At 71.7% G+C, this 24,288-nt stretch carries 21 protein-coding genes; 10 read left to right on the top strand and 11 right to left on the bottom strand.

What is annotated here, in order from left to right; all coding sequences use genetic code 11:
• Positions 1–60 precede the first annotated feature (60 nt).
• Entirely contained in the window at positions 61–1,998 is a 1,938-nt protein-coding gene (locus JIW86_RS36630; protein ID WP_257558631.1) for a serine/threonine-protein kinase, read from the top strand.
• Positions 1,999–2,027: 29 nt separating this feature from the next.
• Here the strand turns inward: JIW86_RS36630 and JIW86_RS36625 are convergent, their stop codons facing one another.
• Both JIW86_RS36625 and JIW86_RS36620 read right to left on the bottom strand, forming a co-directional pair.
• On the bottom strand, positions 2,028–3,455 hold the full coding sequence (locus JIW86_RS36625) for a lipase/acyltransferase domain-containing protein (protein WP_257558630.1): 1,428 nt from the start codon (positions 3,453–3,455) through the stop codon (positions 2,028–2,030).
• A gap of 11 nt (positions 3,456–3,466) precedes the next feature.
• Positions 3,467–5,719 carry a CHAT domain-containing protein gene (locus tag JIW86_RS36620; protein ID WP_257558629.1) on the bottom strand — a complete coding sequence of 751 codons (2,253 nt, stop codon included), beginning with the start codon at positions 5,717–5,719 and terminating at the stop codon, positions 3,467–3,469.
• A gap of 214 nt (positions 5,720–5,933) precedes the next feature.
• Here JIW86_RS36620 and JIW86_RS36615 point away from each other — a divergent pair, with 214 nt between their 5' ends.
• Entirely contained in the window at positions 5,934–6,347 is a 414-nt protein-coding gene (locus tag JIW86_RS36615) for a YciI family protein (RefSeq protein ID WP_215142874.1), read from the top strand.
• 1 nt (position 6,348) lies between these two features.
• Positions 6,349–7,494, top strand: coding sequence for an RNA polymerase sigma factor (locus JIW86_RS36610; protein WP_257558626.1), 1,146 nt, complete (start codon positions 6,349–6,351; stop codon positions 7,492–7,494).
• A gap of 50 nt (positions 7,495–7,544) precedes the next feature.
• Here JIW86_RS36610 and JIW86_RS36605 read toward each other — a convergent pair whose 3' ends face one another.
• The 4 genes from JIW86_RS36605 to cseB all read right to left on the bottom strand — a co-directional run bounded on the left by JIW86_RS36605 (position 7,545) and on the right by cseB (position 13,118).
• Complete coding sequence (locus JIW86_RS36605) at positions 7,545–10,082, bottom strand: ABC transporter permease (RefSeq protein WP_257558625.1); 2,538 nt, start codon at positions 10,080–10,082, stop codon at positions 7,545–7,547.
• 97 nt (positions 10,083–10,179) lie between these two features.
• Complete coding sequence (locus JIW86_RS36600) at positions 10,180–10,956, bottom strand: ABC transporter ATP-binding protein (protein ID WP_406368723.1); 777 nt, start codon at positions 10,954–10,956, stop codon at positions 10,180–10,182.
• A gap of 142 nt (positions 10,957–11,098) precedes the next feature.
• Entirely contained in the window at positions 11,099–12,370 is a 1,272-nt protein-coding gene (locus JIW86_RS36595; RefSeq protein WP_257558624.1) for a sensor histidine kinase, read from the bottom strand.
• Positions 12,371–12,374: 4 nt separating this feature from the next.
• On the bottom strand, positions 12,375–13,118 hold the full coding sequence (gene cseB, locus JIW86_RS36590) for a two-component system response regulator CseB (protein WP_322975577.1): 744 nt from the start codon (positions 13,116–13,118) through the stop codon (positions 12,375–12,377).
• Between the two features lie 382 nt (positions 13,119–13,500).
• Here cseB and JIW86_RS36585 point away from each other — a divergent pair, with 382 nt between their 5' ends.
• Complete coding sequence (locus tag JIW86_RS36585; RefSeq protein WP_257558623.1) at positions 13,501–14,337, top strand: class II glutamine amidotransferase; 837 nt, start codon at positions 13,501–13,503, stop codon at positions 14,335–14,337.
• A 40-nt stretch (positions 14,338–14,377) separates the two neighbouring features.
• Here the strand turns inward: JIW86_RS36585 and JIW86_RS36580 are convergent, their stop codons facing one another.
• Both JIW86_RS36580 and JIW86_RS36575 read right to left on the bottom strand, forming a co-directional pair.
• Complete coding sequence (locus JIW86_RS36580; RefSeq protein ID WP_257558622.1) at positions 14,378–15,043, bottom strand: response regulator; 666 nt, start codon at positions 15,041–15,043, stop codon at positions 14,378–14,380.
• A complete protein-coding gene (locus JIW86_RS36575) occupies positions 15,040–16,032 on the bottom strand; it encodes a sensor histidine kinase (RefSeq protein WP_257558621.1) in 993 nt (330 codons plus the stop codon). The genes JIW86_RS36580 and JIW86_RS36575 overlap by 4 nt, the downstream gene beginning before the upstream one ends.
• A 244-nt stretch (positions 16,033–16,276) precedes the next feature.
• Between JIW86_RS36575 and JIW86_RS36570 the strand changes: the two genes are divergently transcribed.
• Together JIW86_RS36570 and JIW86_RS36565 are read left to right on the top strand one after the other, a co-directional pair.
• Complete coding sequence (locus JIW86_RS36570) at positions 16,277–16,747, top strand: TrkA C-terminal domain-containing protein (protein WP_257558620.1); 471 nt, start codon at positions 16,277–16,279, stop codon at positions 16,745–16,747.
• 6 nt (positions 16,748–16,753) lie between these two features.
• The gene (locus JIW86_RS36565; RefSeq protein ID WP_257558619.1) at positions 16,754–17,998 is read left to right on the top strand and encodes a cation:proton antiporter; all 1,245 of its coding nucleotides are present in this window, start codon (positions 16,754–16,756) and stop codon (positions 17,996–17,998) included.
• 25 nt (positions 17,999–18,023) lie between these two features.
• On the opposite strand, the gene JIW86_RS36560 is transcribed toward JIW86_RS36565, so the two are convergent.
• Positions 18,024–19,169, bottom strand: coding sequence for an epoxide hydrolase family protein (locus tag JIW86_RS36560; protein WP_257558618.1), 1,146 nt, complete (start codon positions 19,167–19,169; stop codon positions 18,024–18,026).
• Positions 19,170–19,232: 63 nt separating this feature from the next.
• On the opposite strand from JIW86_RS36560, the gene JIW86_RS36555 reads away from it, so the two are divergent.
• Entirely contained in the window at positions 19,233–20,201 is a 969-nt protein-coding gene (locus JIW86_RS36555) for a helix-turn-helix transcriptional regulator (protein ID WP_257558616.1), read from the top strand.
• An 18-nt stretch (positions 20,202–20,219) separates the two neighbouring features.
• Here JIW86_RS36555 and JIW86_RS36550 read toward each other — a convergent pair whose 3' ends face one another.
• A complete protein-coding gene (locus tag JIW86_RS36550; protein ID WP_257558615.1) occupies positions 20,220–21,098 on the bottom strand; it encodes an FkbM family methyltransferase in 879 nt (292 codons plus the stop codon).
• A gap of 70 nt (positions 21,099–21,168) precedes the next feature.
• Positions 21,169–22,605, bottom strand: a complete 1,437-nt coding sequence (locus JIW86_RS36545) for an amidase (RefSeq protein WP_257559580.1) — start codon at positions 22,603–22,605, stop codon at positions 21,169–21,171.
• 161 nt (positions 22,606–22,766) lie between these two features.
• Between JIW86_RS36545 and JIW86_RS36540 the strand changes: the two genes are divergently transcribed.
• The 3 genes from JIW86_RS36540 (at position 22,767) to JIW86_RS36530 (ending at position 24,285) form a co-directional block, all read left to right on the top strand.
• Entirely contained in the window at positions 22,767–23,363 is a 597-nt protein-coding gene (locus JIW86_RS36540) for a TetR/AcrR family transcriptional regulator (protein ID WP_257558614.1), read from the top strand.
• Between the two features lie 143 nt (positions 23,364–23,506).
• A complete protein-coding gene (locus JIW86_RS36535) occupies positions 23,507–23,956 on the top strand; it encodes a hypothetical protein (protein WP_257558613.1) in 450 nt (149 codons plus the stop codon).
• Positions 23,957–24,018: 62 nt separating this feature from the next.
• Positions 24,019–24,285 carry a DUF6225 family protein gene (locus tag JIW86_RS36530; RefSeq protein WP_257558612.1) on the top strand — a complete coding sequence of 89 codons (267 nt, stop codon included), beginning with the start codon at positions 24,019–24,021 and terminating at the stop codon, positions 24,283–24,285.
• The last annotated feature ends 3 nt before the right edge of the window (positions 24,286–24,288 follow it).

Below are 24,288 nucleotides of genomic sequence, written 5' to 3'. Positions count from 1 at the left end.
GGCCGGTCTGCCGGTTCAGGGCGGGGAACGACACACGGCTCGTGGGAGGGACGACGGCGGATGTCGGGAATTGGAATCACGCGTCTCGGTGACGGCGATCCACAACGGCTCGGTGGCTATCACCTGCTGTGGCGGCTCGCCTCCGGCGGCATGGGCCGGATCTATCTGGCACGTCCGGCAGCGGGCGGTCCGATCGTCGCGGTGAAGACGCTGCTCGCCGAGGGCGCGGTCAGCTCGGTCGACCGTCAGCGGTTCACCCGCGAGGTGGAGCTGGCCCAGCGGATCGACAGCGCCTACACGGCCCGGGTGCTCGAGGCCGATGCCGACGCGGAACGGCCCTGGATGGCCATCCAGTACGTGCCGGCGCCCTCGCTCGCCGACCTGGTACGCGACGCGGGGCCGCTCGCCGAGTGGGGAGTGCCCTCCATCGCCGGGGGCGCCGTGCAGGTGTTGATGTCGCTGCACAGCAAGGGAGTGGTCCATCGGGACGTCAAACCGCAGAACATCCTGCTGCCCCTGACCGGCCCCCTCCTCATCGACTTCGGCATCTCGCACGCCTTCGACCGCACGCGTACCTCGGTCACCCTGGGCACCATCGCCTTCACCTCGCCGGAGCAGGCGCGCGGCGAGCCGTCGACCGAGGCGTCGGACGTCTTCTCGCTGGGCGCGACGCTTTTCCACCTGGCCGTCGGGCGCCCGCCGTACCCTGAGGTGGAGAGCCCCATGGTCCTGCTGGCCCTCGTACAGGCCGGCAGGCTGGACCTGGCGCGACTGCCCCGGGAACTGGTCCCGCTGATCGAACCGTGCCTGGCCGTCGACCCGAAGAAGAGGCCCGCCCTGTCCGGCCTCCTGGAGACCGCCTTGGAGACGGACCGCCGAGCCTCCGCGCGCCGCCGGGGGCGGCGCTGGCTGCCGGTGGAGTGGACGGCCGTCATCAACGCGTACGAGGCGTACGGGCGCGCGCTCGACATGGACCGCACCGTGACCGGCGACGGGCCGACCCGCCCGCTCCCGCCGCCGGCGCCCACGCTCGTCGAGCCCCGGGAGCGGGCCGCGCGCCTGGAGCGGGAACGGCGGGCCGAGGAGGCCCGTCGGCGCAGGGAAGGGGAAGTACGCAGGCTGGCGGAGGCCGCCGCACGCGAACGGGCCCGCCGGGAACGGAATGCCGCCGGGGGCAGCCAGAGCGTCCCGCAGCCCCCGGGACCGCGGTCCCGTACCGGAGGGTGGGCCGTCGCCGCGGTCGTCGTCGCCATCGCCGTTCTCCTCTGGCAGCCCTGGACGGCGATGAAGGGGGCCTCGGACTCGTCGGACCGTCCGTACTCCAGCGCGCAGACCACCTCGGGCGGCGGGGGTGCCACGGACACCCGGACCCAGGGCGGAGGCACCATCCGCACCTCCGAACCCACGCCGAGCAACACGGAGGACGACGACCAGCGCGAGACCACCCAGCCACCCCCCTCGCCATCACCCACTCCCTCGCCCACTCCCTCGCCCACCCGGGATCGCGTGGAAGAGGCGTTCAAGGCCGTGCGGACGGGTTCCTGCCTCACGCTCTACGACACCGGCTACGGCGATGGCCACATCAAATGGAACGTGGACGAACCACCCGGCGCCGTGTCGTGTTCGAGTGATCAGGCGCACGTCCAGGTCACCGATGTCACCTCCGGCAGCTGCCCCACCGGCACCGGCAAGTCGTACTGGAGCTACGGGTCCACCAGCCTCTGCCTCAAACGCGTCTTCCGCGTGGGCTTCTGCCTGCTCGGCGAGAAGTCGGGCGAAAAGGTCCTGCTGGGCGCGATGACGCTGGTGGACTGCCGGGCAACGCGGATACCGGTCAAGTACGACTACGTCCTGCACGTCACGGGCGTCTACCGGGCGCCCTCGAATGCCAGTCCTGACCACTGCAAGCGCGTCCAGGGCGACACGACGAAATACATGGCATGGCTGGTGGACGACAACTCGGTCCTGCTGTGCACGATGTTCTACCGGAGCGGCTGAGGTCCGCCCCGCTCGGTTCGGCCGCCGGGTCAGCCGGCCGTGCCGTCCGTGCCGTCCGGGCCAGCGACGATGAAGACGTCGGACAGCGGGGCGGTGTCGGCGCTGGCGCTGATCAGCAGGTCGTACGTGCCGGGGGGCAGCACGCCAATGTCGAAGCGCTGCCGCTCCCGGGGGACCGTGATCGCGCGGTCCACCACCGTCTGGCCGGTGGTCCGGCCGGTCACCGAGAGACGGGCGGCGACCTCGGGCAGGTCGCCCTCGCCGAGGGCGCTGTTGGCTCCGATCTCGCAGACGACGGGTTCGTCGAGGAGGTAGAGGTCGTCACCGAGGTAGCTGAACCAGGAGGTCACGGCGGCGCGCAGGTCGTCGATGCGGACATCGTGCAGGGACTGGAGGATGCCCTTCAGGTGGCTCAGCATCGCCTCCTGGTTCTGCAGGCTCCCGTGCTTCTGCGGGACGAAGGTGCGGGCGTCCTCGGTGCCGGAGAGGGCGGCGGAGAGCTTGGGCACGGTGCCGTCGCCGCCTTCGTCCAGGTCCCCTCGGGTCATCAGGGACTCGACCGTGTGGTCGGTGATCCGGGCCGACTGCCGGGTGGGCTGGTCCATGCCGACGATGGGGTGGTAGATCACCTGGTTGGACTCCCAGGCGGGGTTCTTCCGGTTGTCGGTGGCGGCCTTCTCCATCTCGTCGAAGAAATCGGTGAGATGGCTGCTCCACTGCGGCTGCCAGCCGGGCAGCCCGGCCTTGGCGGGGACGGCGGCCAGGCCGTCCGGCCCGTACACGCACTTGTACACCGGCACGAGCTGGTGCAGGCCGGTGAGGGAGCGCAGCAGGCGCGTGAGGTCGTGCTCGAAGGGGCCGATCCGCTTGTGGAAGCCGTTGCACAGGAAGTCGACGGCGTTGAGCGAGCCGTAATAGGGGGTGCCGAAGGTCACGATCGCCCGGGTGTCCTTCCAGCCTCCCAGTGCCTCGACGAAGTAGCGGGAGACGAGCCCGCCCATCGAGTGCCCGATCAGGACGAGTTGGGCCGTGGAATTGCCGCTCGCCTCACGCCAGTCGCGAAGCCAGGTGGTGCTCTGTTCGGCGAGTCTGCGGGCGGCCGCCCGGTTGTCGCGCCGCCAGTCGTACGGGAACGGGAAGTAGTTCTGGCCCTTCTTCAGGTCGAACTGCTCCAGCAGGAACCTCTCGATCGCCGTGTAACCGTCGATCTTCCACAGGCCGGGCAGGGTGTGGAGGTCGGGCACCAGCCGGTCGGCCACGACGCCGTCGCCGAGGTCGTCCACGCGCCAGTCGTCCTCGCCGAGTTCGAGGGAGTCCAGTGAGCCGCCCAGGCTCGCCAGCGCGCCCAGTACCGCCGAGGGCGAGGGCGCCCACACGTCCTTGCCGTTCCGGGTCAGCACGCTCCCGGTGATTCCGGGGAGCAGTACGACGACGTCGGCCATCGGGATCCTGGCCATGAGCGGACCTCCTAACTGCCCCCTGGTCGGTCGGACGCTTCGGGTCGCACGAACGGGTCGGCCGCGTCCCCGTAGTGCTGGTACGCGGCCCACGCGCTCCACCGCTGCCCGTTCGACGCGGCGTCCGCATCCTGCTGTCCCCCGGCGCGCTGCTCGTAGAGCTTCCTGCGGGCCGTGCGGACGGCACTGCCCACCGTCGGCGCCGCCTCGCTCGACCCGCCCGTGAACAGGTGCGTGTAGAACTGTTGGGCGAAGGTGACCCCTTGTTCGTCGGGGATCCGCCAGGCAGCCCCGATGTAGTGCCCGACACCCATGCGGAGGAACTCGTCGGCGAGGCTCGGCACGAGCGCGGCCTGCGGGTTCCCCCACGGGCTCTGGTCCGCCACGCCGGGTGGTCCGGCCTGGGAGCCCGCGCCGGTACCCGTGCCGGGGCCGGTACCGGTTCCGGTTCCGGCACCCGTGCCGGGGCCGGTGGAGCCGCCTAGCCGGGCCGTGTAGCAGGCGTTGGCCACGACGATGAGGGGCGGCCGTTCGAGCAGTGCCAGTTCCTGGGCGGTCAGCAGGCCGTCCGCGAAGACCCAGCCCGAGCGCCGTCCCGTACCGGAGAAGTCGAAGTCGCTGTGGCCGCAGTAGTGGACGATGTGGTTGCCCCCGCACAGCAGGACCCGCAGGACGTCCAGGCGCCTCGCGGGGTCGACGCCGGGCTGCCGGACGGAGTTCGCCGCGCCGACGAAGAGGGTGACCTTGACTCCCAGGTCCTTGAGCCGGGTGGCGACGGCAAGGGCCTCGGCGCGGGCTCCCGGCAGCTGGAAGCCCTTCTCCGGGTCTCCCGGGTCGCCGATCACCAGGGCGCGCAGCGGTCCGTCCGACAGCCCCTCGCTCATCACGCGCGAGTAGGGCGTGCGCAGTTGCCGGGACAGCTGGGTGCGGATCGCCAGGGGATCGCGTCTCTCACCGCCGGCCTGCTGGATCTCGGCGAGGAACTCCCAGGGCACGGAGGCCGTGTCGCGGTCCAGTTCCAGCAGCACCGTCGCGTCGTCGGTGAGCAGCCGCTGGAAGTCCGGCGGCACCACGAACCGGGACAGCAGGTCGGGCAGTTCGCGCGCGTCCTCGACACTCGGCTCCGTCAGCCGGTCGACGAGCTCCCGCAGCAGGCCCATCTCCACGGGGACGAGCCGTTCCGGTACGGTGGCCCGCCCGGTCAGCGCCGCCCAGCGCAGGCCGCCGACGCCCGACTGGACGGACATCCGCACGGGTACGGAGCCCTCCGGGCCCTCCACGGACCGCCCCACCGTCAAGGACAGGTCGGTGCGCTGCACTTCGGCCAGAAGTGCCAGTTGTTCGCGGATCTTTCCCCGGATATCGGGGTCGAAGCCGGCCAGTACCGTGCGCAGGGCTTCCTCCTCGGCCGGTGGCGGGTCCGGGCCGTCCGGCGGGCCTTCGGAGGCGCCTTCCGGAGCGCCTTCCGGAGCGGGAACTCCGGCGCCCGCGCCCGCCGGCCCGGCGAGCCTGGTCAGCGCCGCCAGCGCGTACACGGCCGCAGAGGGTGCGAACAGCCGGCCGCCGCTCTCCTCGCGCAGTTCCGGGCCGATCCGCAGCTGCGGCAGCTTCGCGGCGGCTTTGGCCAGGGCGAGGTGGAGCTGCTCGGCGCGCAGCCGGTCGACCTCCACGACGTACACCTCGGTGAGGCGGGGCGGCGGTGTCGGCGGGCCCAGCGGGGCCAGGGCTCCGGCGAATCCCCTGACGAGGGCGCGGGTCGCCTGATTGACGCTCAGATTGCCCGTGCCCGATCCGATGAGCACGGTCGCCATGGTCGCGACGTGTCCGAGCGCCACCGCTTCGCCCAGCAGTGACGAATACATCTGGACGGCGCGGCGCTCCGTCAGGGTGCCCATCGGGCCCATGCCGACTACGGCGGCGGACCGCACCGCTCCCCCTTTGCAGGGGAAGTACGTGACCTCCCCCAACTGGGCGTCGACCCAGCCGAGCTTGGTGTGCTCCGTGATGAGCTGACGGGGGCCGACGGATATGGCGCGGTCCAGTGCGAGCTCTGCGGCGGCGGGCACGACCGACTGGTAGTGCCCGGTGACGTGCAGATCGGCGGCGACCTCCGCGAGGTCACCCCAGATCACGATGATGTTGACGGTCGGGCCGTCGGTGCGCGGTGATTCCTCCGGGACCGGAGGCGGAGGACGTGCGGGAGGGTTGGAAGCCGTCGTCGCGCCCTCCAGCAGGTCAGCGATGCGCGCTGCGGGGGTGCCCATCACGCTCCTCCTTGGAGCCGCCCGAGCTTCTCGTTCACGTACGCCACAGCTGTCTCCCCAAACAGAATTATCCCACTGTTTCCGCATCCGGCCATGAGGATGCCCGGGGGCAGCAAAAAAGACTTCATGCGGTGATGTCGAGAACGCGTGACTGGCTCCGTCCCTGCAGTGAACGCGACCACAATGGATCGCACCAGCACCGAGGAGAAACACCATGGCCAAGTACCTGCTGCTCAAGCACTACCGCGGCGCTCCGACCCCGGTCAACGACGTGCCCATGGACAAGTGGGCGCCGGAGGAGATCTCGGCGCACGTCCAGTACATGCGGGACTTCGCGGACCGGCTCGAGGGGACCGGCGAGTTCGTCGACGGGCAGGCGCTCGCCCCCGAGGGGGCGTGGGTCCGGTACGACGGCGAGGGGCGGCCGCCGGTCACCGACGGCCCGTTCGCCGAGACCAAGGACCTCATCGCCGGCTGGATGGTGATCGACGTCGACAGCTACGAGCGCGCCGTCGAGCTGGCCGGGGAGCTGTCGGCCGCCCCCGGGGCGGGCGGGCAGCCGATCCACGAGTGGCTGGAGGTGCGCCCGTTCCTGGCCGCGCCGCCCACCATCTCCGACTGCCACTGAGATGAACGAGGCCCTCCTGCGGAGCCTCACGCCGAGCGTGCTCGGGATCCTCGTCCGCCGCGGAGCAGACTTCGCGGCGGCCGAGGACGCCGTGCAGGACGCGCTGGTCGAGGCGGTCCGCGTCTGGCCGGCCGACCAGCCGCGGGACCCGAAGGGCTGGCTGGTCACCGTGGCCTGGCGCAAGTTCCTCGACGCGACCCGGTCGGACACCGCCCGCCGCCGGCGTGAGGACCTCGTCGACGAGGAGCCGGCGCCCGGGCCCGCCCCCGCGGCGGACGACACGCTCCAGCTCTACTTCCTGTGCGCCCACCCGTCCCTGACGCCGTCGTCCGCGGTCGCGCTCACGCTGCGCGCCGTCGGCGGGCTGACCACCCGCCAGATCGCCCAGGCCTACCTGGTGCCCGAGGCGACCATGGCACAGCGCATCAGCCGGGCCAAACGCACCGTCTCCGGCGTGCGGTTCGACCAGCCCGGCGACGTCGCCACCGTGCTGCGCGTCCTCTACCTGGTCTTCAACGAGGGCTACTCCGGCGACGTCGACCTCGCCGCCGAGGCCATCCGGCTCACCCGGCAGCTCGCGGCGGCGATCGACCACCCCGAGGTGGCGGGGCTGCTCGCCCTCATGCTGCTCCACCATGCCCGGCGCGCGGCCCGGACCGCGCCCGACGGCAGCCTGGTGCCGCTCGCCGAGCAGGACCGCGGCCGGTGGGACACCGGGTCGATCGCCGAGGGCGTCGGGATCCTGCAGGCGGCCCTCGCCCGCGACCGGCTGGGCGAGTTCCAGGCCCAGGCCGCCATCGCGGCACTCCACGCGGACGCGCCCACCGCAGAGGAGACCGACTGGGTGCAGATCGTCGAGTGGTACGACGAGCTCGCGCGGCTGACGGACAGCCCGGTCGTCCGGCTCAACCGTGCGGTGGCCGTCGGCGAGGCGGACGGACCGCGGGCCGGCCTGACGGCGCTCGCGGCGCTGGACGAGTCGCTGCCCCGCCATGCCGCGGTGGCGGCGTACCTCCACGAGCGCGACGGCGACCTGGCGACGGCGGCGCGACTGTACGCCGAGGCGGCCCGAAAGGCACCCAACCTCGCCGAGCGCGACCACCTGACGCGCCAGGCCGCCCGGCTCAACGCCCGCGGGGGTCGCTGAAAGGGCGGCTCACCCGGGCTCAGCTGCGAAGAGCCGCTTCGGGCGAGCGGTCACTGCGCCGCCGTCGCGGCGGGAATGTCGACGCGGGCGGCCCTGCGGGCCGGCCAGAGCGAGGCGACCAGGGCGCCTGCCAGGGCGATGAGCACGCCGAGAGCGAGGCGCCCCCAGGGAACCACCAGCGTGTAGCCCACGACGCTTTCCTGGAGGGTGCGTCCGAGCGCCCAGCCCAGGAAGACGCCCAGGACCGTGCCGAGGGTCGCGCCGAGCCCGCCGAGGAGCAGGGCCTCCAGGCGGATCATCCGGGTCACGCCGGCGCGATCCACACCGAGGGCGCGCAGGGTGCCGATCTCCTTGCGGCGTTCGAGGACGGACATCGCGAGGGTGTTGGCGATACCCAGCGCGGCGATCGCCAGGGCCATGCTCAGCAGGGCGTAGAAGACGTTGAGCTGGTCTCCGATGCCGCTGCTGTCCTGGGCGCGGAGGTCCGCCTCGTCGAGGACGGCCAGTGCGGGGTTGTCGCCGAGGGCGTGGGTGAGATTGCCGAGCGCGGCCGGGCCGGGTCCGCCGTCCGTGGCGACGAGGATCCCGGCGTTGTTCGGGTTGGAGTCGTAGCGGGCGACGAGGGAGTCGGGTGCGGTGATGCTGGGCAGCAGGTTGCTCTGTTCGTCGGCCCGGTAGATGGCGCCGATGGTGACGCTGCCGCTCTGGTCGTCCTGACGCTTCAGGGGGAGGGTCTGACCGAGGTGCCAGCCGGCCGCCCTTGCCTTGAAGTCGGCCACGGCGATCTGGCCCTTGGCGAGGCAGTCGAGAGAGCCCTCGACCACGTCGTACCGCAGCAGTCGGCCGATGGCGGCGGGGTCGACGCCGGTCAGGACGGAGGAGGTACCGGCCAGGTGGTACTCGGTGGACTGGTTGAGCGGGCTGAATGCGACGCCGGGCAGCTTCCTGAGGGGCTCCGCGGTGGCGGGGGTCATCCGCAGGGCGCCGTCGGCGGGCTTCACCAGGTAGTCGGCGGTGAAGTCGTGGGTGGTCGCGCGGTCGAGGTACTGGGAGGCGGAGGCCCCGAGGACGGACAGGCCCGAGGCGAGGGTCAGGGCGATGGCGAGCGCGGCGGCGGTGGCGCCGGTGCGGCGCGGGTCGCGCACGGTGTTGCGGGCGGCGAGGTTGCCGTACACCGGGTGGAGGCGGGTCAGCAGCGGCTGGAGCAGGGCGACGAACGGCCGGGACAGCAGCGGTATGAAGCCGATCGCCCCGGTCAGGGTGAGGGCCGCGCCGAGGCCGATGACGGTCCGGGCGTCCTTCCCCGTGGTGAGGGCCCCGTACACGGTGGCGGCGGTGCCGGTGAGCACCAGCGCGGCGCTGAGGCCGCTGCGCAGCGAGCCGGCGCGCGCGGGGGCCGTGGGCTCGGCGGCGCTGAGCGCGGCGACGGGCGGGATGGCCATGGCCCGGCGGATCGGAAGCCATGCGGCGACCATGGGCAGGGCCGTGCCGACCAGCATGGACGTGATCACGGTGCCAGGGGTGACCACCAGCGGGCCGGCCGGGGTATCGGCGGGGGCGAAGAGTGTCTGGAGCAGGGCGGCGACCCCGGTGCCGACGGCGAGGCCGGCCGCGGAGGCGACCGCGCCGACGAGGAGGGACTCGGTCAGCAGGGTGCGGCGCACCTGCTTGCGCGAGGCGCCGACGGCCCGCATCAGGGCCAGTTCCCTGGTGCGTCGGGCGACGAGCATGGTGAAGGTGTTGGAGATGAGGAAGGTGGCGACGAACAGGGCGACCGCGGCGAAACCCAGCAGGATCTGGCTCATGGTGTCGCTGTCGTTGGTGGCGAGGTTCGCCTGGATCCGGGCGAGCTGGGCTCCGGTGGCTGCGCCGGTGCCCTGGGGCAGCACCGCTTCGACGCGGGTGAGGAGCTGCTGCACGTCAGCGTCGGGGGCGGCCGTGAGTTCGATGTTCTGGTAGCGGCCGGGCTGGAGGAAGAGGCGCTGGGCGGTGTCGTCGGTGAACAGCGTCAGGCTGCCCCCGGCGGGCAGCGTGGTCCCGTCGGTGCGGAAGACCCCGCTGAGGGTGTAGGAGGCGGCGCCCTGGTTGGTGCCGACGCGCACGGTGTCGCCGACGCGGTAGCCGCCGTTCGCGGCGGTGGTCTCGTCGAGGGCGATCGTGCCGTTGCCGGTCGGGCCGGAACCCTGGGTGAAGCGGTAGGCGGGGTCCTTGCCATCCGCTCCCGGGGCGAAGTTGCCACCCCGGTGGGCCGGGCCGTGCCCGATCAGCCGTCCGTCGCGGCCGGCGACGGCGGCGAATCCGTCGACCCGTCCCGCGGCGACTGCGACGCCGGGGACCTTGGCGAGGGCGCTCACGGTGCCGGCGTCGATGCCGGCCGGTCCGCCGCTGCCGCCGCGGGAGTCCTCGGGAAAGACGCTGACGGCGATGCGCTCGTAGCCGGCGGTCGCGCGGGCGGTGGCGGCACGGTTCAGGCTGTCGCCGAAGACGAGGCTGCCGGAGATGAAGGTGACGCCGAGCATGACCGCGAAGGCGGTCATCAGCAGGCGGGCCTTGTGCGCGAGAACGTTGCGCAGGGCGGTACGGAACATGGGGGTGCGGATCCTGGGAGACGGGCTCGGCGGATGCGAGCGGGTGGCTGGTTCGGTCCGGGGTGAGGGCGCGGGCGCGGGCGCGGGCGCGGGCGGGTCAGCTTGTGCGTGAGCGGGCGTCGAACGCCTTCATCCGGTCCAGCACCCGGTCCGGGGTGGGACGCGTCATCTCGTCGACCAGGCGGCCGTCGGAGAGGAAGACCACACGGTCGGCGTAGGCGGCGGCGACGGGGTCGTGGGTGACCATGACCACGGTCTGGCCCAGCTCGCGCACCGAGTCGCGCAGGAAGCCGAGGACTTCGGCGCCGGAGCGGGAGTCGAGGTTTCCGGTGGGCTCGTCGCCGAAGATGATCGCGGGACGGGAAACCAGGGCGCGGGCCACCGCGACGCGCTGCTGCTGCCCGCCGGACAGCTGTCCGGGCCGGTGGCCGAGGCGCTGGGAGAGGCCCACCATGGCGACCACGCGGTCCAGCCACTGCCGGTCGGGCCGGCGTCCGGCGATGGTCAACGGCAGCGTGATGTTCTCCAGCGCGGTCAGCGTCGGCAGCAGGTTGAAGGCCTGGAAGATGAAGCCGATGCGGTCGCGGCGCAGCTGGGTGAGCTGCCGGTCGTCGAGCGCGCTCAGTTCGGTGGTACCGATGCGCACGGAGCCGGAGCTGAACGAGTCGAGCCCGGCCGTGCAGTGCATCAGGGTGGACTTGCCACAGCCGGACGGACCCATGATCGCGGTGAACTCGCCCTCCCGGAAGGAGATGCTGACACGGTCCAGGGCGACGACACGGGTGTCGCCGCTGCCGTAGACCTTCGACAGGTCGGTGGCGGCGGCCGCGATCCCGGCCGTCGCGTACGGCGTGAGCGTGTCGAGCGTGTCAATGCGATCGGCGGTCACGGGGACTCCTCTTCGGGCGCGGAAGGTGCACTTCGAAGGGTGTCCGGGGAACGTATCGGGGCCTGGGCCGGCGTGTACGGGCTTCCGCTCCGCTTCGTATCGGTTCTGTAGCGGCCGGGCGCTCGGGTCAGGCCGGCAGGCGCAGGGTGGCGACGGCGCCGCCGTCCGGGGCGTTGTCCAGGCGCAGCTCGGCGCCCAGGAGCCGGGCCTGGCCCAGGGCGATGGTCAGGCCCAGGCCGTGGCCCGAGCCGCGCTCCGTCGCGCCCGTGTGAAAGCGGCGGGGGCCGGCGAGCAGCAGGTCCGCGGGGAAGCCGGGGCCGTGGTCGCGCACGACGACCGTACGGCCCTCGACGGTGACCTGCACCGGGGTGTCTCCGTGCCGGTGGGCGTTGACGACGAGGTTGCTGACGATCCGTTCGAGGCGGCGCGGGTCGGTCTCCACCGTCTGCGCGGTCTCCGCACCCTGCGCGTCGGCGACGACGGCGACGCTGACCTGCGTGTCGAGGCCGGTGCGCGCCACGGCCTCGGAGACGACCGCGCCGAGCGGGACACGGTCGCGGACCGGCTGTTCGGCGCCGGCGTCCAGCCGGGAGATCTCCAGCAGGTCCTCGACCAGGCCGCGCAGGTCGCGCACCCGGGCCCGGAGCAGATCCTCCGTCTCACCGGGCGGCAGCAGGTCGGTGGCGGCCAGCAGGCCCCCGACTGGGGTGCGCAGCTCGTGGGCCACGTCCGCGGTGAACTGGCGCTCGATGCGCAGCCGTCGGCTGAGGCTGTCGGCCATGAGGTCGACGGTGGCGGCGATGTCGGCCACCTCGTCGCGGCCCTTGGCGGGCCCGGTCCGGGCATCCAGGTCCCCGGCGGAGATCCGGCCCGCGGTCTCGGAGACCTGCCGCAGCCGCCGTCCCAGCAACCCGGCCCCGTAGACCGCCAGGGGCGTGGCCGCCGCGAGTGCGACCAGCGAGGCCACCGCCATGACCGCGTCGAGGCGCCGCAGGTCGTAGAGCTGCGGGCTCATGTTGACCCGGACGGCGAGCACCGCACTGTCCGGGCCGCCGACGCGCTGGGCGGCCCATACGACCGGCCCCAGATTTCCGTCGACGCGTCCGTCATAGGCCGTGCGCCGGTTGCCGTCGGCCGGATGCCGCAGCGCGGCGGGCAGCTCGGCCGGATCGAGCTCGGCACCGTCCGCCAGCGTTCCGGTGCGCCGGTAGGTGTCCATGGCCGAGTACACGGTGTTGAACGCCTGTGCTTCGGCCCGGTTCCGGATGTCGTCCGCGGTCCACACGTGCACCAGCACGCCCACCGCCGCCGCGACCAGGCAAGCCGTGGCCGCGGCCAGGGCGGCGATCTTCCAGCGCAGGGACACGCGGGCCGGCCGCAGCCGGTGGAACGGGTGCACCGGCTCAGCGCCTGAGCTTGTAGCCGAAGCCGCGGACCGTTTCGATCCGGTCCCGGCCCAGCTTGCTGCGCAGCCGTTGCACGCACAGGTCCACGACCCGGCTGTCGCCGTCCCAGCCGTAGTCCCAGACGTCGCGCAGGAGGGTGTGCCGCTCCAGCACGATGCCCGGGTGGGCGGCGAACGCCAGCAGCAGCTTCAGTTCGGTCGGGGTCAGCGCCACCGGGCTTCCGGAGACGAACACCTCCAGGCCACCGGTGTCGATGGTCAGGTCCCCGAAGACCAGCACCTGCCCCTCGGACGGTGCCGGCCCGTCGCCGGTGGCCGGCCCGGGTCCCGGAACGGGCGCGTACGTCGCCCGCCGCAGCAGCGAACGGATGCGTGCCACGAGTACGTAGGTGTCCACGGGCTTGACCACGTAGTCGTCCGCCCCGGCCTCCAGACCGGCGACGACGTCGAGCCCGTCTCCGCGAGCGGACATCATCAGGACCGGCACCAGGCTGGTCTCCCGGACTCTGCGGCACAGGCCGATACCGTCCAGACCGGGCAGCATCACATCCAGAATCAGCAGGTCGAAGCTTTCGTCGCGGAAGAGGTCCAGCCCCTCCAGCCCGTCGGCCGCGGTCTTCATCCGGTAGCCGTAGCGCTCGAGGGCGACGGTGAAGGACCGCCGCATCAGGTCGTCGTCCTCCACCAGCAGCACGCGAACAGGTCGCGGAGAGGCCGGAGCAGCCGGGGTGGACGGGGACACGGGCAGATGACTCCTGTTCGGACGGTCGTGTGGCACGGGTCCCGTGTCCACGCACGCGCGGACGGCGACCCGAAAGAAACGATATGGCAGACATCGGGCGCGGCAGCCCGGCCCACTGATCCGATGGACAACCAAGCGCTCGCTGATACCCGGCCGATACAAAACTCTCGACGACCGTCCCGCGCCTCCCGCATGGCGATCACCAGCGGAGGACCGGAGAATGGGAGCAGAGAGTGATGGGCGAAGTCGTGCCACCCCCCGATCCGGGGCCGAATGACACAAGCGGGATTCCGGCGGGTCCGGATGCTTTCCAGCCGGTCGGACCGAGCTGCTCGAGCGCCGCGGATTCGCGCGGCAGAACGAAGAACTCAGGTGAGCGCCAATGTGCCGATGGCTCGCGTATTCAGGAACGCCTATGCTGCTCGACACCATTCTGTACAAACCTGCCCACTCGCTGATCGACCAGAGCCTGCACTCCAAGCTGGGTGTGGAGACGACGAACGGCGACGGGTTCGGTGTCGGATGGTACGCACACGAGAACAGCGACACCCCGGCGCTCCTCAGGGACGTCGGCCCCGCCTGGAACAACCGCAACCTGCGGGAGCTCGCGGATCACGTCCGCTCCCCGTTGTTCTTCGCCCACATCCGTGCGTCAACGGGTACCGCGGTGCAGCAGACGAACTGTCATCCCTTCCGGCACGGTCGTTGGATGTGGATGCACAACGGCTCCGTCGCCGGCTTCCACGCCATGCGGCGGGACCTCACCCTGCTCGTGGACCCCGCGCTGTACTCCGAGATCGAGGGGACGACGGACTCGGAGACGATGTTCTACCTCGCGCTCACCTTCGGCTTGGAGGAGGACCCGCCGGGCGCCGTCGCCAGGATGGTGGGGGTGATCGAGCGCGTCGGCCACGAGCACGGCGTGGAGTTCCCGATGCAGATGACGGTCGCCGTCAGTGACGGAACGACCGTGTGGGCCTTCCGCTACTCCAGCCAGGGCGCCTCTCGGTCGCTCTTCTACAGCAGCCGGGTGGACTCGCTGCGCAAGCTGCACCCCGACATGCAGTTCCTCCAGGAAGTGTCCGACGAGACCCGCCTTGTGGTGTCCGAACCCCTCGGCGATCTGCCCGGCGCGTGGAACGAGGTACCGGAGAGCAGCTTCGGCGTCGTACAGCCCGGGGCGGACGCGATCCACCCCTTCACGCCGGTGGCTGCGTAACCTGCGTAGCCCTGGCCACGGCATTCGCCATCCGGGTCGGCTACGGCTCGATCAGGCCGACCCGGATCGCGTAGCGGGTCAGTTCCAGGCGATCGCGCATCCCCAGCTTCTGGAGCAGGTTCGCGCGGTGGCGCTCCACCGTTTTCGCGCTGATGACGAGGAGGTCCCCGATCTCCTTCGAGGAGTGTCCTTCGGCGACGAGCTTGAGGATCTCCTCCTCGCGCTCGGTGATCGCCCGCGCGGGCAGCGGGTCCCCTTGGCGGGCGCGGTCAAGATAGTTGCGGATGAGGGTGGTCTCGGCACCGGGGTAGATGAACGGCTCGTCCCGGATCGCCGCACGGCACGCCTCGACGAGGTCCCGGTCGGCGACCGACTTGGGGACGTAGCCCGCGGCCCCGGCTTTCAGGGCCTCGAAGAAGTACTGCTCGTTGTCGTACATGGTCAGGATGAGGATGCGCAGGTCCGGCCGCAGCCGCGAGAGTTCCCGTGCGGCCTGCAGTCCGGTCATGCGGGGCATCGCGACGTCCAGGACGGCGAGGTCCACCTCTTCGGTACGGGCCAGGGCGACGGCCTCCGCTCCGTCCCCGGCCTCGGCGACCACCGTCAGGTCCGGCTCGGCATCGAGGATGAGCTTGACCCCGCGCCGTACGAGGGCGTGGTCGTCGGCCAGCAGGACCCGGGTCGGCGCCCGTTCCGGTGCGGTCATCGGTTCCCCCTCCCAAGGCCGTCGGTGGTGGCGTCGCTGACGGGGACGTCCAGCCGTACATCGGTTCCGCCGTGCGGTGCGTCTGCGACGGCGAGGTCGGCGCCGATCAGCAGGGCCCGTTCCCGCATGCCCTGGATCCCCGCGCCCTCGGCGGCGCGGCGGATGCCCTTGCCGTTGTCCCGCACCAGCAGCCGGACCGCCCCGCCCGGGCCGCCCTGCCCGCCCGGCCCGCTGGAGAGGTGCACCTCGACATCGCTCGCGCCCGCGTGGCGTACCGCGTTGGTCAGGGCCTCCTGGGCGACCCGGTAGACGACGAGTTCGGCCGCGTCGTCCAGTGAGGGCAGGCCTGGGGCGATGACGTGGCGCACCCTCAGCGATCCGGTGGTGAACTCCGCCGTCAGAGCCCGCAGGGCGCTGTGCAGGCCGAGTTCCTCCAGGACGCCGGGGCGCAGCCGGCGGGCGATGCGGCGGATCTCGTCCAGGCTGGTGCGGGTGGTCTCCTGTACCTGGTGGAGGTCCTCGCGCAAGGGGGCCGGGGCGCGGTCGGCGACGTGCTTGAGCTGGAGGAGCACCGCGGTGAGGGTCTGGCCGACCTCGTCGTGGAGTTCCTGGGCGATGCGCCGTCGTTCGGCTTCCTGCGCGGAGAGGGCGCGGGCACTGCTGGTGGCGCGCTCGGCTTCGAGCCTGCCGAGCATGGCGTTGAAGGAGGTGGTCAGTTCGGCGACTTCGCCGGGGCCCTCCACTCTGGCCCGGCTGCCGGGGCGCAGCAGGTCGACCGCGGTCATCGCGCGGGTCAGCCGGCCGAGGGGGGCCAGGCCGATGCGGAGCAGGACGGCGTTGGCGATCAGCATGGCCACCAGTCCGGCGAGCAGCACGACGGCCTCTCCGAAGAGGACCGGGGTGGAGACGGTGACCGGGCCGAGCAGCAGCAGGACGGCCGCGACGAGGACGGCCGCGTTGAGCAGGAAGATCCGCCAGTACAGCGACATGATCGTCTCTCCCCTCACTCCCGCATCCGAGCCGTGTCCCCGCCCCAGCCTGTCGTCCGCCGGGGGGCTTGTCCATCCGTGCCAACACCCATATCCCACCCCCTCCGCGAGGTGGCACCATGAGCCCCCGCGGCACCGGGCTCCTGCCTCCCGCCAGGCCTGCGCCGCGTGCGCCGCCTGCGCCGCCGCGCCGCTCCACAGCCGAACACGAACAAGGGGGGACAGAGCTGTGCCTGCTCCACGGATGAGCACCACGCCACTGCCCGGCATCGGGGTCCAGTACGACCTCACCACCCGCGAACACCGCCACCTGTCGGTGATCGCCCACCGGGACGGCACCCGGACGGTGAACGTCTACCGCGCCGACGACCCCGACGCCTGCGCGCAGTCCCTGCACCTGACCGGGGCGGAGACCACCTCGCTGATCGACGCCCTGATGCCCTCCCACCACAGTCCCAACCTCCTGCACACCACGGACCTGGGCCTGGTCGCCGAGCGCATCGAGCTGTCCGCGCACTCGTACTGGAACGGCCGACTGCTGGGAGAGACCCGTATGCGGACCGAGACGGGCGCGTCGATCGTGGCCGTCCTGCGGCGTGCGGAAGCCCGCCCCTCCCCCACGCCCGACTTCCGCCTCGCAGGCGGGGACACCCTCATCGTGATCGGCACCCGCGAAGGCGTCGACGCGGCGGCCTCCATACTCGGACGGGAGTGACCGCGCGTGCACTCCGCAGTCTTCCTGATCGAGTTCGGTGCGATCATTCTGGGCCTGGGCCTGCTGGGCCGGGTCGCCGGACGCTTCCACTTCTCGCCGATACCCCTCTATCTGCTGGCCGGACTCGCCTTCGGCACCGGCGGACTGCTGCCCATGGGCGCGAGCGAGGAGTTCGTGGCCATCGGCGCCGAGATCGGCGTCATCCTGTTGCTCCTGATGCTGGGCCTGGAGTACACCGCCAGTGACCTGGTCTCCAACCTCAAGACCCAGTACCCCGCCGGCCTGGTCGACTTCACCCTGAACGCCGTGCCCGGCGCGGTGGCCGCGCTGCTGATGGGCTGGGGCCCCGTCGCCGCGGTGGTCCTGGCGGGCGTCACCTGGATCTCCTCCTCCGGTGTCATCGCCAAGGTCATGGGAGACCTGGGCCGGCTCGGCAACCGCGAGACCCCGGTCGTCCTCAGCATCCTGGTCCTCGAGGACCTGGCCATGGCCGTCTACCTGCCCATCGTCACCGCGCTCCTCGCCGGGGTGAGTCTGGCCGCCGGCAGCGTGACCCTGGCCATCGCCCTCGGCGTCGCGGGCGCGGTCCTATTCGTCGCCGTCCGCTACGGGCGGCTCATCTCCCGCTTCGTCTCCAGCGACGACCCGGAGAAGCTCCTCCTCGTGGTGCTGGGTCTGACCCTGCTGGTGGCCGGCATCGCCCAGCAGCTCCAGGTGTCCGCCGCGGTCGGCGCGTTCCTGGTCGGCATCGCCCTCTCGGGCGAGGTGGCCGAGGGCACGCACACCCTGCTCAGTCCGCTGCGGGACCTGTTCGCCGCGGTGTTCTTCGTCTTCTTCGGCCTGCACACCGACCCCGCCAGCATCCCGCCCGTCCTGCTGCCCGCTCTCGCGCTCGCCCTGGTCACCGCCGGCACGAAGATCGCCACCGGGTACTGGGCCGCGCGGCGCGCCGGAATCGGGGTCAAGGGCCGCTGGCGAGCCGGGGGCACCCTCGTGGCCCGCGGCGAGTTCTCCATCGTCATCGCCGGTCTCGCCGTCACCGCCGGCATCGAACCGGCCCTCGGGCCGCTGGCCACCGCCTACGTCCTCATCCTCGTCGTGATCGGCCCGCTGACCGCCCGTTACACCGAACCCGCGGCTGCCTGGATCGGACGTCGCCGCACCCCCGGCACGCCCGTACTGGCCGCGGGGCCGTTCCCCGCCAAGTCCCCGGAGACGGCCCCGGACCAGGACCCGGCCGCCCGAAGGTGAGCGGAACCGCCCGGGCCCGCAGGCGTCAGGCGCCGAGCGTACGGAAGAAGGCGCGGACCTCGGTGACGAACGCCTCCGGCTGCTCCAGCGCGAGGAAATTGCCGCCCTGCTCCAGCTCGGTCCAGTGGGTGATGTTGTGGTCCCGCTCGGCGAAGCGGCGGATGGCGATGTCCGTGCGCAGGGCGACGGCCACTCCGGTCGGGACGGTGCCGCGCGGCTTCGGGGCCCAGGCGCTCGGGTCGTGGCCCGACTCGTAGTAGAGGTTCGCGGAGGAGCCGGCCGTGCCGCTGAACCAGTAGACGCTGACGTTGGTCAGCAGTCGGTCGCGGCCCACGGCGTCCTCGGGGAGTTCGGCAGCGGGATCCGTCCACTCCTTGAACTTCTCGGCGATCCAGGCGAGTTGGCCGACAGGCGAGTCGTGCAGACCGTAGGCGAGGGTCTGCGGGCGGGTGGACTGGATGGCGTTGAAGCCCATCTTGTCCTGCTGGAAGTCCTCCAGCCGGGCCAGCCGTTCCTGCTCGGGCGCGGTCAGTCCGTCGAATTCGGCAGGGTCTCCGGAAGGGAAGGTGACCAGGCCGTTGACGTGGATGCCGGTGACCCGCTCGGGTGCCTGACGCCCCATCTCGGCGGCGATCCAGGCGCCGCCGCCCGTTCCCTGGACGCCGTAGGAGGTGTACCCGAGCCGATCCATCAGCTCGACGAACGCGCCCGCGATGCGGCGGGTGTTCCAGCCGGCCTCGCCGAGCGGACCGGAGAATCCGGTGCCGGGCGTGGAGGTCACGATGACGTGGAAGTCCTCCGTCAGCGGCCGGATGACCTCGACGAACTGCACGAACGAGCAGGGCCAGTCATGCAGCAGAAGCAGCGGGAGCGCCGCCGGGTTCTGCGAACGGACGTGGAGGAAGTGGATGTTCTGGCCGTCGATCTCGGTGGTGAACTGGGGGAACTCGTTGAGTTCCGCCTCCGCCTTGCGCCAGTCGAAACCGTCGGCCCAGTACGCGGCCAGGGCCTTGAGGTAGTCGGTGGGCACGCCCCGGCTCCAGCCGGATCCGGGGATCTCGCTGCCCCAGCGGGTACGTGCCAGCCGGTCGCGCAGGTCGTCGAGCTCGTCCTGCGGGACGTCGATGCGGAACGGGTGGATCCGGGCGTCTGTGTTGCTGCTGGTCTCCATGGGTAAGACAGTATTCTCAATATAGGCACGATACGTTCCTAATGACACACCAGGCTGGTCCTCATGCTCGATACCTCCGCACGCTTGCTGCGTCTGCTCTCCCTGCTGCAGACCTCCCGGGCCTGGCCGGGATCCGAACTGGCCGAGCGCCTCGGGGTGAGCGGCCGCACCGTCCGCAACGACATGGAACGGCTGCGCGAGCTCGGCTATCCCGTGGACGCCACGCGCGGAACCACCGGCGGCTACCGGCTGGGCGCCGGGGCGGCGATGCCCCCGCTGCTGCTCGACGACGAGGAGGCCGTCGCGGTGACGATCGCGCTGCGTACCGCCGCACAGGGCGCCGTCCCCGGCACCGAGGAGACCTCACTGCGGGCGCTGGCCAAGCTGGAACAGGTACTGCCCTCGCGGCTGCGCCGACGGGTACGGACCCTCACGGCGTACACCGTGGCCGTGCCGGCCGACCGTCCGGCCCCGACCGTGTCCGCGGACGTGCTGACGATCCTGGTGTCCGCCTGCCGCGACCGGGAACGGCTGCGCTTCGACTACCTGGACCACGCGGGCTCGCCCACCCGCCGCATCGTGGAGCCATATCGGGCGGTGAACTGGGGGCGCCGCTGGTACCTGGTGGCGTGGGACGTCGAGCGCGAGGACTGGCGGACCTTCAGGGTCGACCGGATCCAGCCCCGCACCCCGACCGGACCGCGCTTCGCCCCGCGCGAACTGCCCGGCGGCGACGCCGCGGCGTACGTCTCCCAACGGGTGTCGGGCGCGGCCTGGCGCCACCACGCGCGGGTGACCGTCCATGCCCCGGCGACGGCGGTGATCGAGCAGATCAACCCCGCGGTCGGCACCGTCGAGGCCATCGACGCCGACAGCTGCGTCCTGATCACCGGCGCCGACACGGTCCAGACCCTCGCCGTCCACCTCGGCATGCTCGATTTCGACTTCGACGTCACCGAGCCCGCGGAACTGGTCACTCACCTCCGTCGCCTCGCCGGCCGCTACGCCCGCTCCACACCGTCTGCCCCCTGAGGTGAAGAGGCCCTCTGGCTACGTTCGGTTGGCGGACCCCAGCGCGGCGAGGAAGCGGTTCGGCGCGTCGGGAACGGCAAGGCCCCGCACGCTCAGCTGGCTGAGGCAGTGGTAGGCCAGGTCGGTGGAGTCGTAGACGTGGTGGGCGACCAGGGCCAGCTGCTTGAGCTGCTCGTCGGTCATGGACTCGGGGTGTCCGAAGTCGCGCACGTACACGACGTCGGCTTCCAGGAGCTGGTGCCGGGCCTGCCGGAAGTCGCCCCCGAAGACCACGGGGGCGATCGGCCAGCGCTTGACCGCCGCGAAGGCGTGCGGGATGAAGCCCTGACCGCGCAGCTCCTGGTCCACATCGCCGAACACGGGCTGGTTCTCGTACAGCGGGACGAAGGAGACCTCGGTGTGCACGGCCACGGCCTCGGCCAGCTTCCGGCGGCCGCCCTCGAAGACCATCAGCTCGGCCCCCTGGATGTCGATCTTCAACAGGTCGAAGGCGTCGACCTCTTCGACGTCGTCCAGTCGCCGGGTGGAGATCTGGACCTCCTCGCGGACACGCCCCCACTCGCTGAAGCCGTTGAACAGCCCGAGCCTGTTCGTGTCCGGGCGGAAGAGGCTGGTCATCCCTGACGTGGCGGCGACGTGGAGGGTGTGCGTTCCGCCGTCACCGAGGGCGTCGGGCAGGTAGGTCTCGTGCGGGCCCTTGCGGCGTTTCAGCTCGTCCAGGGCATCGGGCTGGGGCTCGAACCCCGTCACTCTGCACAGGCCGGCCGCCAGCATGTCGCGGTACGGCGGGTCTCCGTCGATCGGGTTCGCACCGACATCGACGACATGGGTCGGCCGGGCCGGCCGGACCAGGTCGAGCAGGGGTGAAGCGGCACGGGCTGAGGCGGTAACGGTCATGGACCCTCTCCGTGTGTCCGGGGACTGGTCCCCCTCGACGCAGTTTTCCGCAACGGGAGCCGATCGACGCTCAGGCGCCCCGGAGGAGAGCACCTGGTACCGGGTTGACCGGGGTCAGGACTCCGAGTCGGTCCTCGATCGCCTGGGCCGCGTACAGGCACAGGTCCTCGCGGAAAGCGCGTCCGACGATCTGCACTCCGCAGGGGAGCCCGTCGGTCAGCCCCGTCGGTACCGCCACCGCCGGCAGGCCCACGAAGCTGGTCACCGTGCACAGCCGCATTCCCGAGGCCACCCGGTCGTGACCCGTCCTGTCCCGCGACTCCAGCCCCGGCTCCACCGGCGGCTCGGTGAAGGACGGGCCGAGCAGCAGCGGGTACGCGTCGAGGAATCCGGCCCACGAGCGGCGGATGTTCATCCACGTGCCCATCAGCTTCACGAGCTCGTCCGCGCTCGCCGGCGGGGTCCGCTCCATGGCCATCGCGATGTAGCGGTCGCCGCCCTTGCCGAGCAGGGTGCGCACCACCGGCCAGCTCGGGGCGAACTCGGTGACGGTGATGCGGCCGTACGCCTCGAGGGCCTCGTCCAGCCTCGGTACGTCCGGCACCTCGCACACCTCGTATCCGGCGTCGCGCAGGGCGTCGGCCGCGGCCTCGACGGCGCGCCGGACGGTCGGGTGGACGCCGTGCCCACCGGGGTCCGCCACCATCGCGACCTTCACGGGTCCGGGTAGCGGCTCGCCGTAGGCGGGTACCGGGACGGCCCTCGGGTCGCGCGGATCGGTGCCGGCCAGCACCTCGTACGCCAGCCTCAGGTCGCCCACGCTCCGGGCCAGCGGGCCGTCGGTGACCAGCATCTGGGATGCCGGGCCGGGGTCGTCCGGGCCGAGGACGCGGTGGTCGGCCGGGAAGCGCCCGGTGGTCGGTTTCAGCCCTGCCACGCCGCAGAACTGGGCCGGGACCCGGATGGAGCCGCCGGAGTCGTTGCCGAGTCCGAGCGCGGCCATACCCGTGGCGACGGCCACCGCGTCGCCGCCGCTGCTGCCGCCCGGAGTGCGCGCGCTGTCCCACGGGTTGACCGTGTCGCCGAACAGTTCGCTGCGCGTGTGCATGCCCGCCAGCACGAGGGTGGGAATGTTGGCGTGCCCGATGGGGATGGCACCCGCTGCCCGCAGGCGCGCCACCGGCGGCGCGTCGGCGGGCGCCACCAGAGCGCGGAAGCGTTCCGAGCCGAACGTGGTCGCCGCGCCTTCGACCGGGGTGGTCTCCTTCACCGTGAACGGCACGCCCGCGAGCGGCCCGAGGGTTCCGCCGGCCGTCCGCCGCCGGTCGGTCCGTGCCGCGGCCTCCCGTGCGCGCTCCGCCATCAGCTGCGTGACCGCGTTCACCTGCGGGTTGACCTCTGCGATGCGTTCCAGGTGGCTGTCGATCAGCTCGACGGCCGAGATCTCCGCGCTTCGTACCGCCTGCGCCTGCGCGGCGGCCGACAGCCTCCAGAGGTCGTCCTGCATGCCCTCGCCCCCTTCACGTTCCTGTTCCTGCTGCTGTGCCATGTGCGGTTCCCACTCCGTTCCGATGCAGTTGCATCGGAACTGTAACCTGGGAATCGATACGAGCGCATCGCATAAAGGCGCTGCGGGAGCGCGGACCGTGCGACAGGGAGGCACCGGGTATGCCCAGGCAGGTGGATCACGAGGGCCGACGCCGTCTCATCGCGGAGGCCGTCTGCCGACTCGCGGACGAACGCGGACTGGAGGGCGTGACCCTTCGTGATGTCGCCGCCCGGGCGAATGTGTCCATGGGCGCCGTTCAGCGGTGCTTCCGCACCAAGGAAGAGATGCTCGTGTTCGCCGTCGGACACATCGGTGAGCGCATCGGCGAGCGCGTGCGGGCGCGCCTCGTCAGGAGCCCGGCGCAGTCGGCCGCCACGGCCCTGGGCCATGCGGCCACCGAGATCTCACTGCTGCGCGAGGAACACCGGGCCGAGGCCAGGGTCTGGCTCGCGTTCGTCGCGCAGGCCGCGGTCAGCGAGGCGCTCGCCAAGACCCTGAAGGAGAACTACGCGACTCTGGAGGATGCGTTCACCCGTCTCGTCTCCGAAGCCGGAGCGGACGCAGACGGGGCCGTGCCGCTCGACCCGCGCTTGGAGGCCCGTACCCTGCTGGCGCTTGCCGACGGACTCACGGCCCACGTCCTGATCGGCCACCTCACCCCGCGAGCGGCACGGGATGTCCTCCACGCCCATCTCGCCCACCTCTGGGAGCGGTAACGAGCGCGCCGGCCAAGGGGGATTCTGCCTGCGGTGGACGAGTCGGAGCCTCGACGGCCACTCGGCGAGTTGCCCACGGCCCTTCGGCGCCGGCCTTCAGTATGGCTTGATCTCTGCTTCATCTCTGAAAGGGGTGTATCCGGGTGACCCTGAACGAGGCCGGCCAACTGCGGGAAGAAGCCCACCGGCTTCGACGCGCTCTCGACGAGGCACTCGCCGCAGGCGAGTTCGCCGACCACCCTGTCCTGGTGAGTTTCCCGTCAGGCACGTGTGGGCTGATCTCGGAATTCGTGTGCCAGTACCTGCGCGATCGTGGACTGGGCAGCTGGGAGTACGTCCCGGGCGAGCGCCACTCCCCCAGCACCGGGGAGTGGCAAGGCACCCATGGGTGGGCACGGCAGGGTCAGGTCGTCATCGACCTGACCGCCGACCAATTCGATGGTGAGGGACGGCCGCCCATGTGGGCCGGCGAGAGCGACGACTGGTACCGCTCCTGGGAGGAGGGCGACAGCTGGGTGCCCGAGGACGTGGAGGCGGACGGCATGGACCGCGCGGCGTACGAGGTGATGCTCAGGTACGCGCGAAAGGCGTAGGGCCGGGCCCTGTCTGGCGTGGCGCGTCCCCGGCCGCCGGTCCACCGCCCTACCCTCAGCGCATGGCAGACACGTTCGAACACGCGCCCCACGTCTGGACCGCGGGGCGCCTGCGCTCCGTCCTGGCCGACCTGCCGGACGACACCCCGATCCACGTCGGTGTCGCCGACGGGCCGGGGGACTTCGAGGGGTACGGCGAGTTCGTACTCGTCGACGCCGAGCCCGTGGAGATGGAGAGCCACGGCGACGACGGCCCCGCCACGCCGCAGGTTCAGTTCACCCTCTTCGCCGACGCCAAGGCCGGCGTGTACTACCTCGACATGGACTGAGCC

This window comes from Streptomyces sp. NBC_00162 (genome assembly GCF_024611995.1).
Lineage (GTDB): Bacteria > Actinomycetota > Actinomycetes > Streptomycetales > Streptomycetaceae > Streptomyces.
Note: the sequence above shows the minus strand (reverse complement) of the source record. Positions and strands in the feature narration are given on the sequence as shown.

What these genes read in the sequence shown, in the direction of transcription:
- JIW86_RS36630 (WP_257558631.1), top strand. Translation starts at nt 61, where the DNA reads ATGTCGGGAATTGGAATCACGCGTCTCGGTGACGGCGATCCACAACGG.
- JIW86_RS36625 (WP_257558630.1), bottom strand. Translation starts at nt 3,455, where the DNA reads ATGGCCAGGATCCCGATGGCCGACGTCGTCGTACTGCTCCCCGGAATC.
- JIW86_RS36620 (WP_257558629.1), bottom strand. Translation starts at nt 5,719, where the DNA reads ATGGGCACCCCCGCAGCGCGCATCGCTGACCTGCTGGAGGGCGCGACG.
- JIW86_RS36615 (WP_215142874.1), top strand. Translation starts at nt 5,934, where the DNA reads ATGGCCAAGTACCTGCTGCTCAAGCACTACCGCGGCGCTCCGACCCCG.
- JIW86_RS36610 (WP_257558626.1), top strand. Translation starts at nt 6,349, where the DNA reads ATGAACGAGGCCCTCCTGCGGAGCCTCACGCCGAGCGTGCTCGGGATC.
- JIW86_RS36605 (WP_257558625.1), bottom strand. Translation starts at nt 10,082, where the DNA reads ATGTTCCGTACCGCCCTGCGCAACGTTCTCGCGCACAAGGCCCGCCTG.
- JIW86_RS36585 (WP_257558623.1), top strand. Translation starts at nt 13,501, where the DNA reads ATGTGCCGATGGCTCGCGTATTCAGGAACGCCTATGCTGCTCGACACC.
- JIW86_RS36580 (WP_257558622.1), bottom strand. Translation starts at nt 15,043, where the DNA reads ATGACCGCACCGGAACGGGCGCCGACCCGGGTCCTGCTGGCCGACGAC.
- JIW86_RS36575 (WP_257558621.1), bottom strand. Translation starts at nt 16,032, where the DNA reads ATGTCGCTGTACTGGCGGATCTTCCTGCTCAACGCGGCCGTCCTCGTC.
- JIW86_RS36570 (WP_257558620.1), top strand. Translation starts at nt 16,277, where the DNA reads ATGAGCACCACGCCACTGCCCGGCATCGGGGTCCAGTACGACCTCACC.
- JIW86_RS36560 (WP_257558618.1), bottom strand. Translation starts at nt 19,169, where the DNA reads ATGGAGACCAGCAGCAACACAGACGCCCGGATCCACCCGTTCCGCATC.
- JIW86_RS36555 (WP_257558616.1), top strand. Translation starts at nt 19,233, where the DNA reads ATGCTCGATACCTCCGCACGCTTGCTGCGTCTGCTCTCCCTGCTGCAG.
- JIW86_RS36550 (WP_257558615.1), bottom strand. Translation starts at nt 21,098, where the DNA reads ATGACCGTTACCGCCTCAGCCCGTGCCGCTTCACCCCTGCTCGACCTG.
- JIW86_RS36545 (WP_257559580.1), bottom strand. Translation starts at nt 22,605, where the DNA reads ATGCAGGACGACCTCTGGAGGCTGTCGGCCGCCGCGCAGGCGCAGGCG.
- JIW86_RS36540 (WP_257558614.1), top strand. Translation starts at nt 22,767, where the DNA reads ATGCCCAGGCAGGTGGATCACGAGGGCCGACGCCGTCTCATCGCGGAG.
- JIW86_RS36530 (WP_257558612.1), top strand. Translation starts at nt 24,019, where the DNA reads ATGGCAGACACGTTCGAACACGCGCCCCACGTCTGGACCGCGGGGCGC.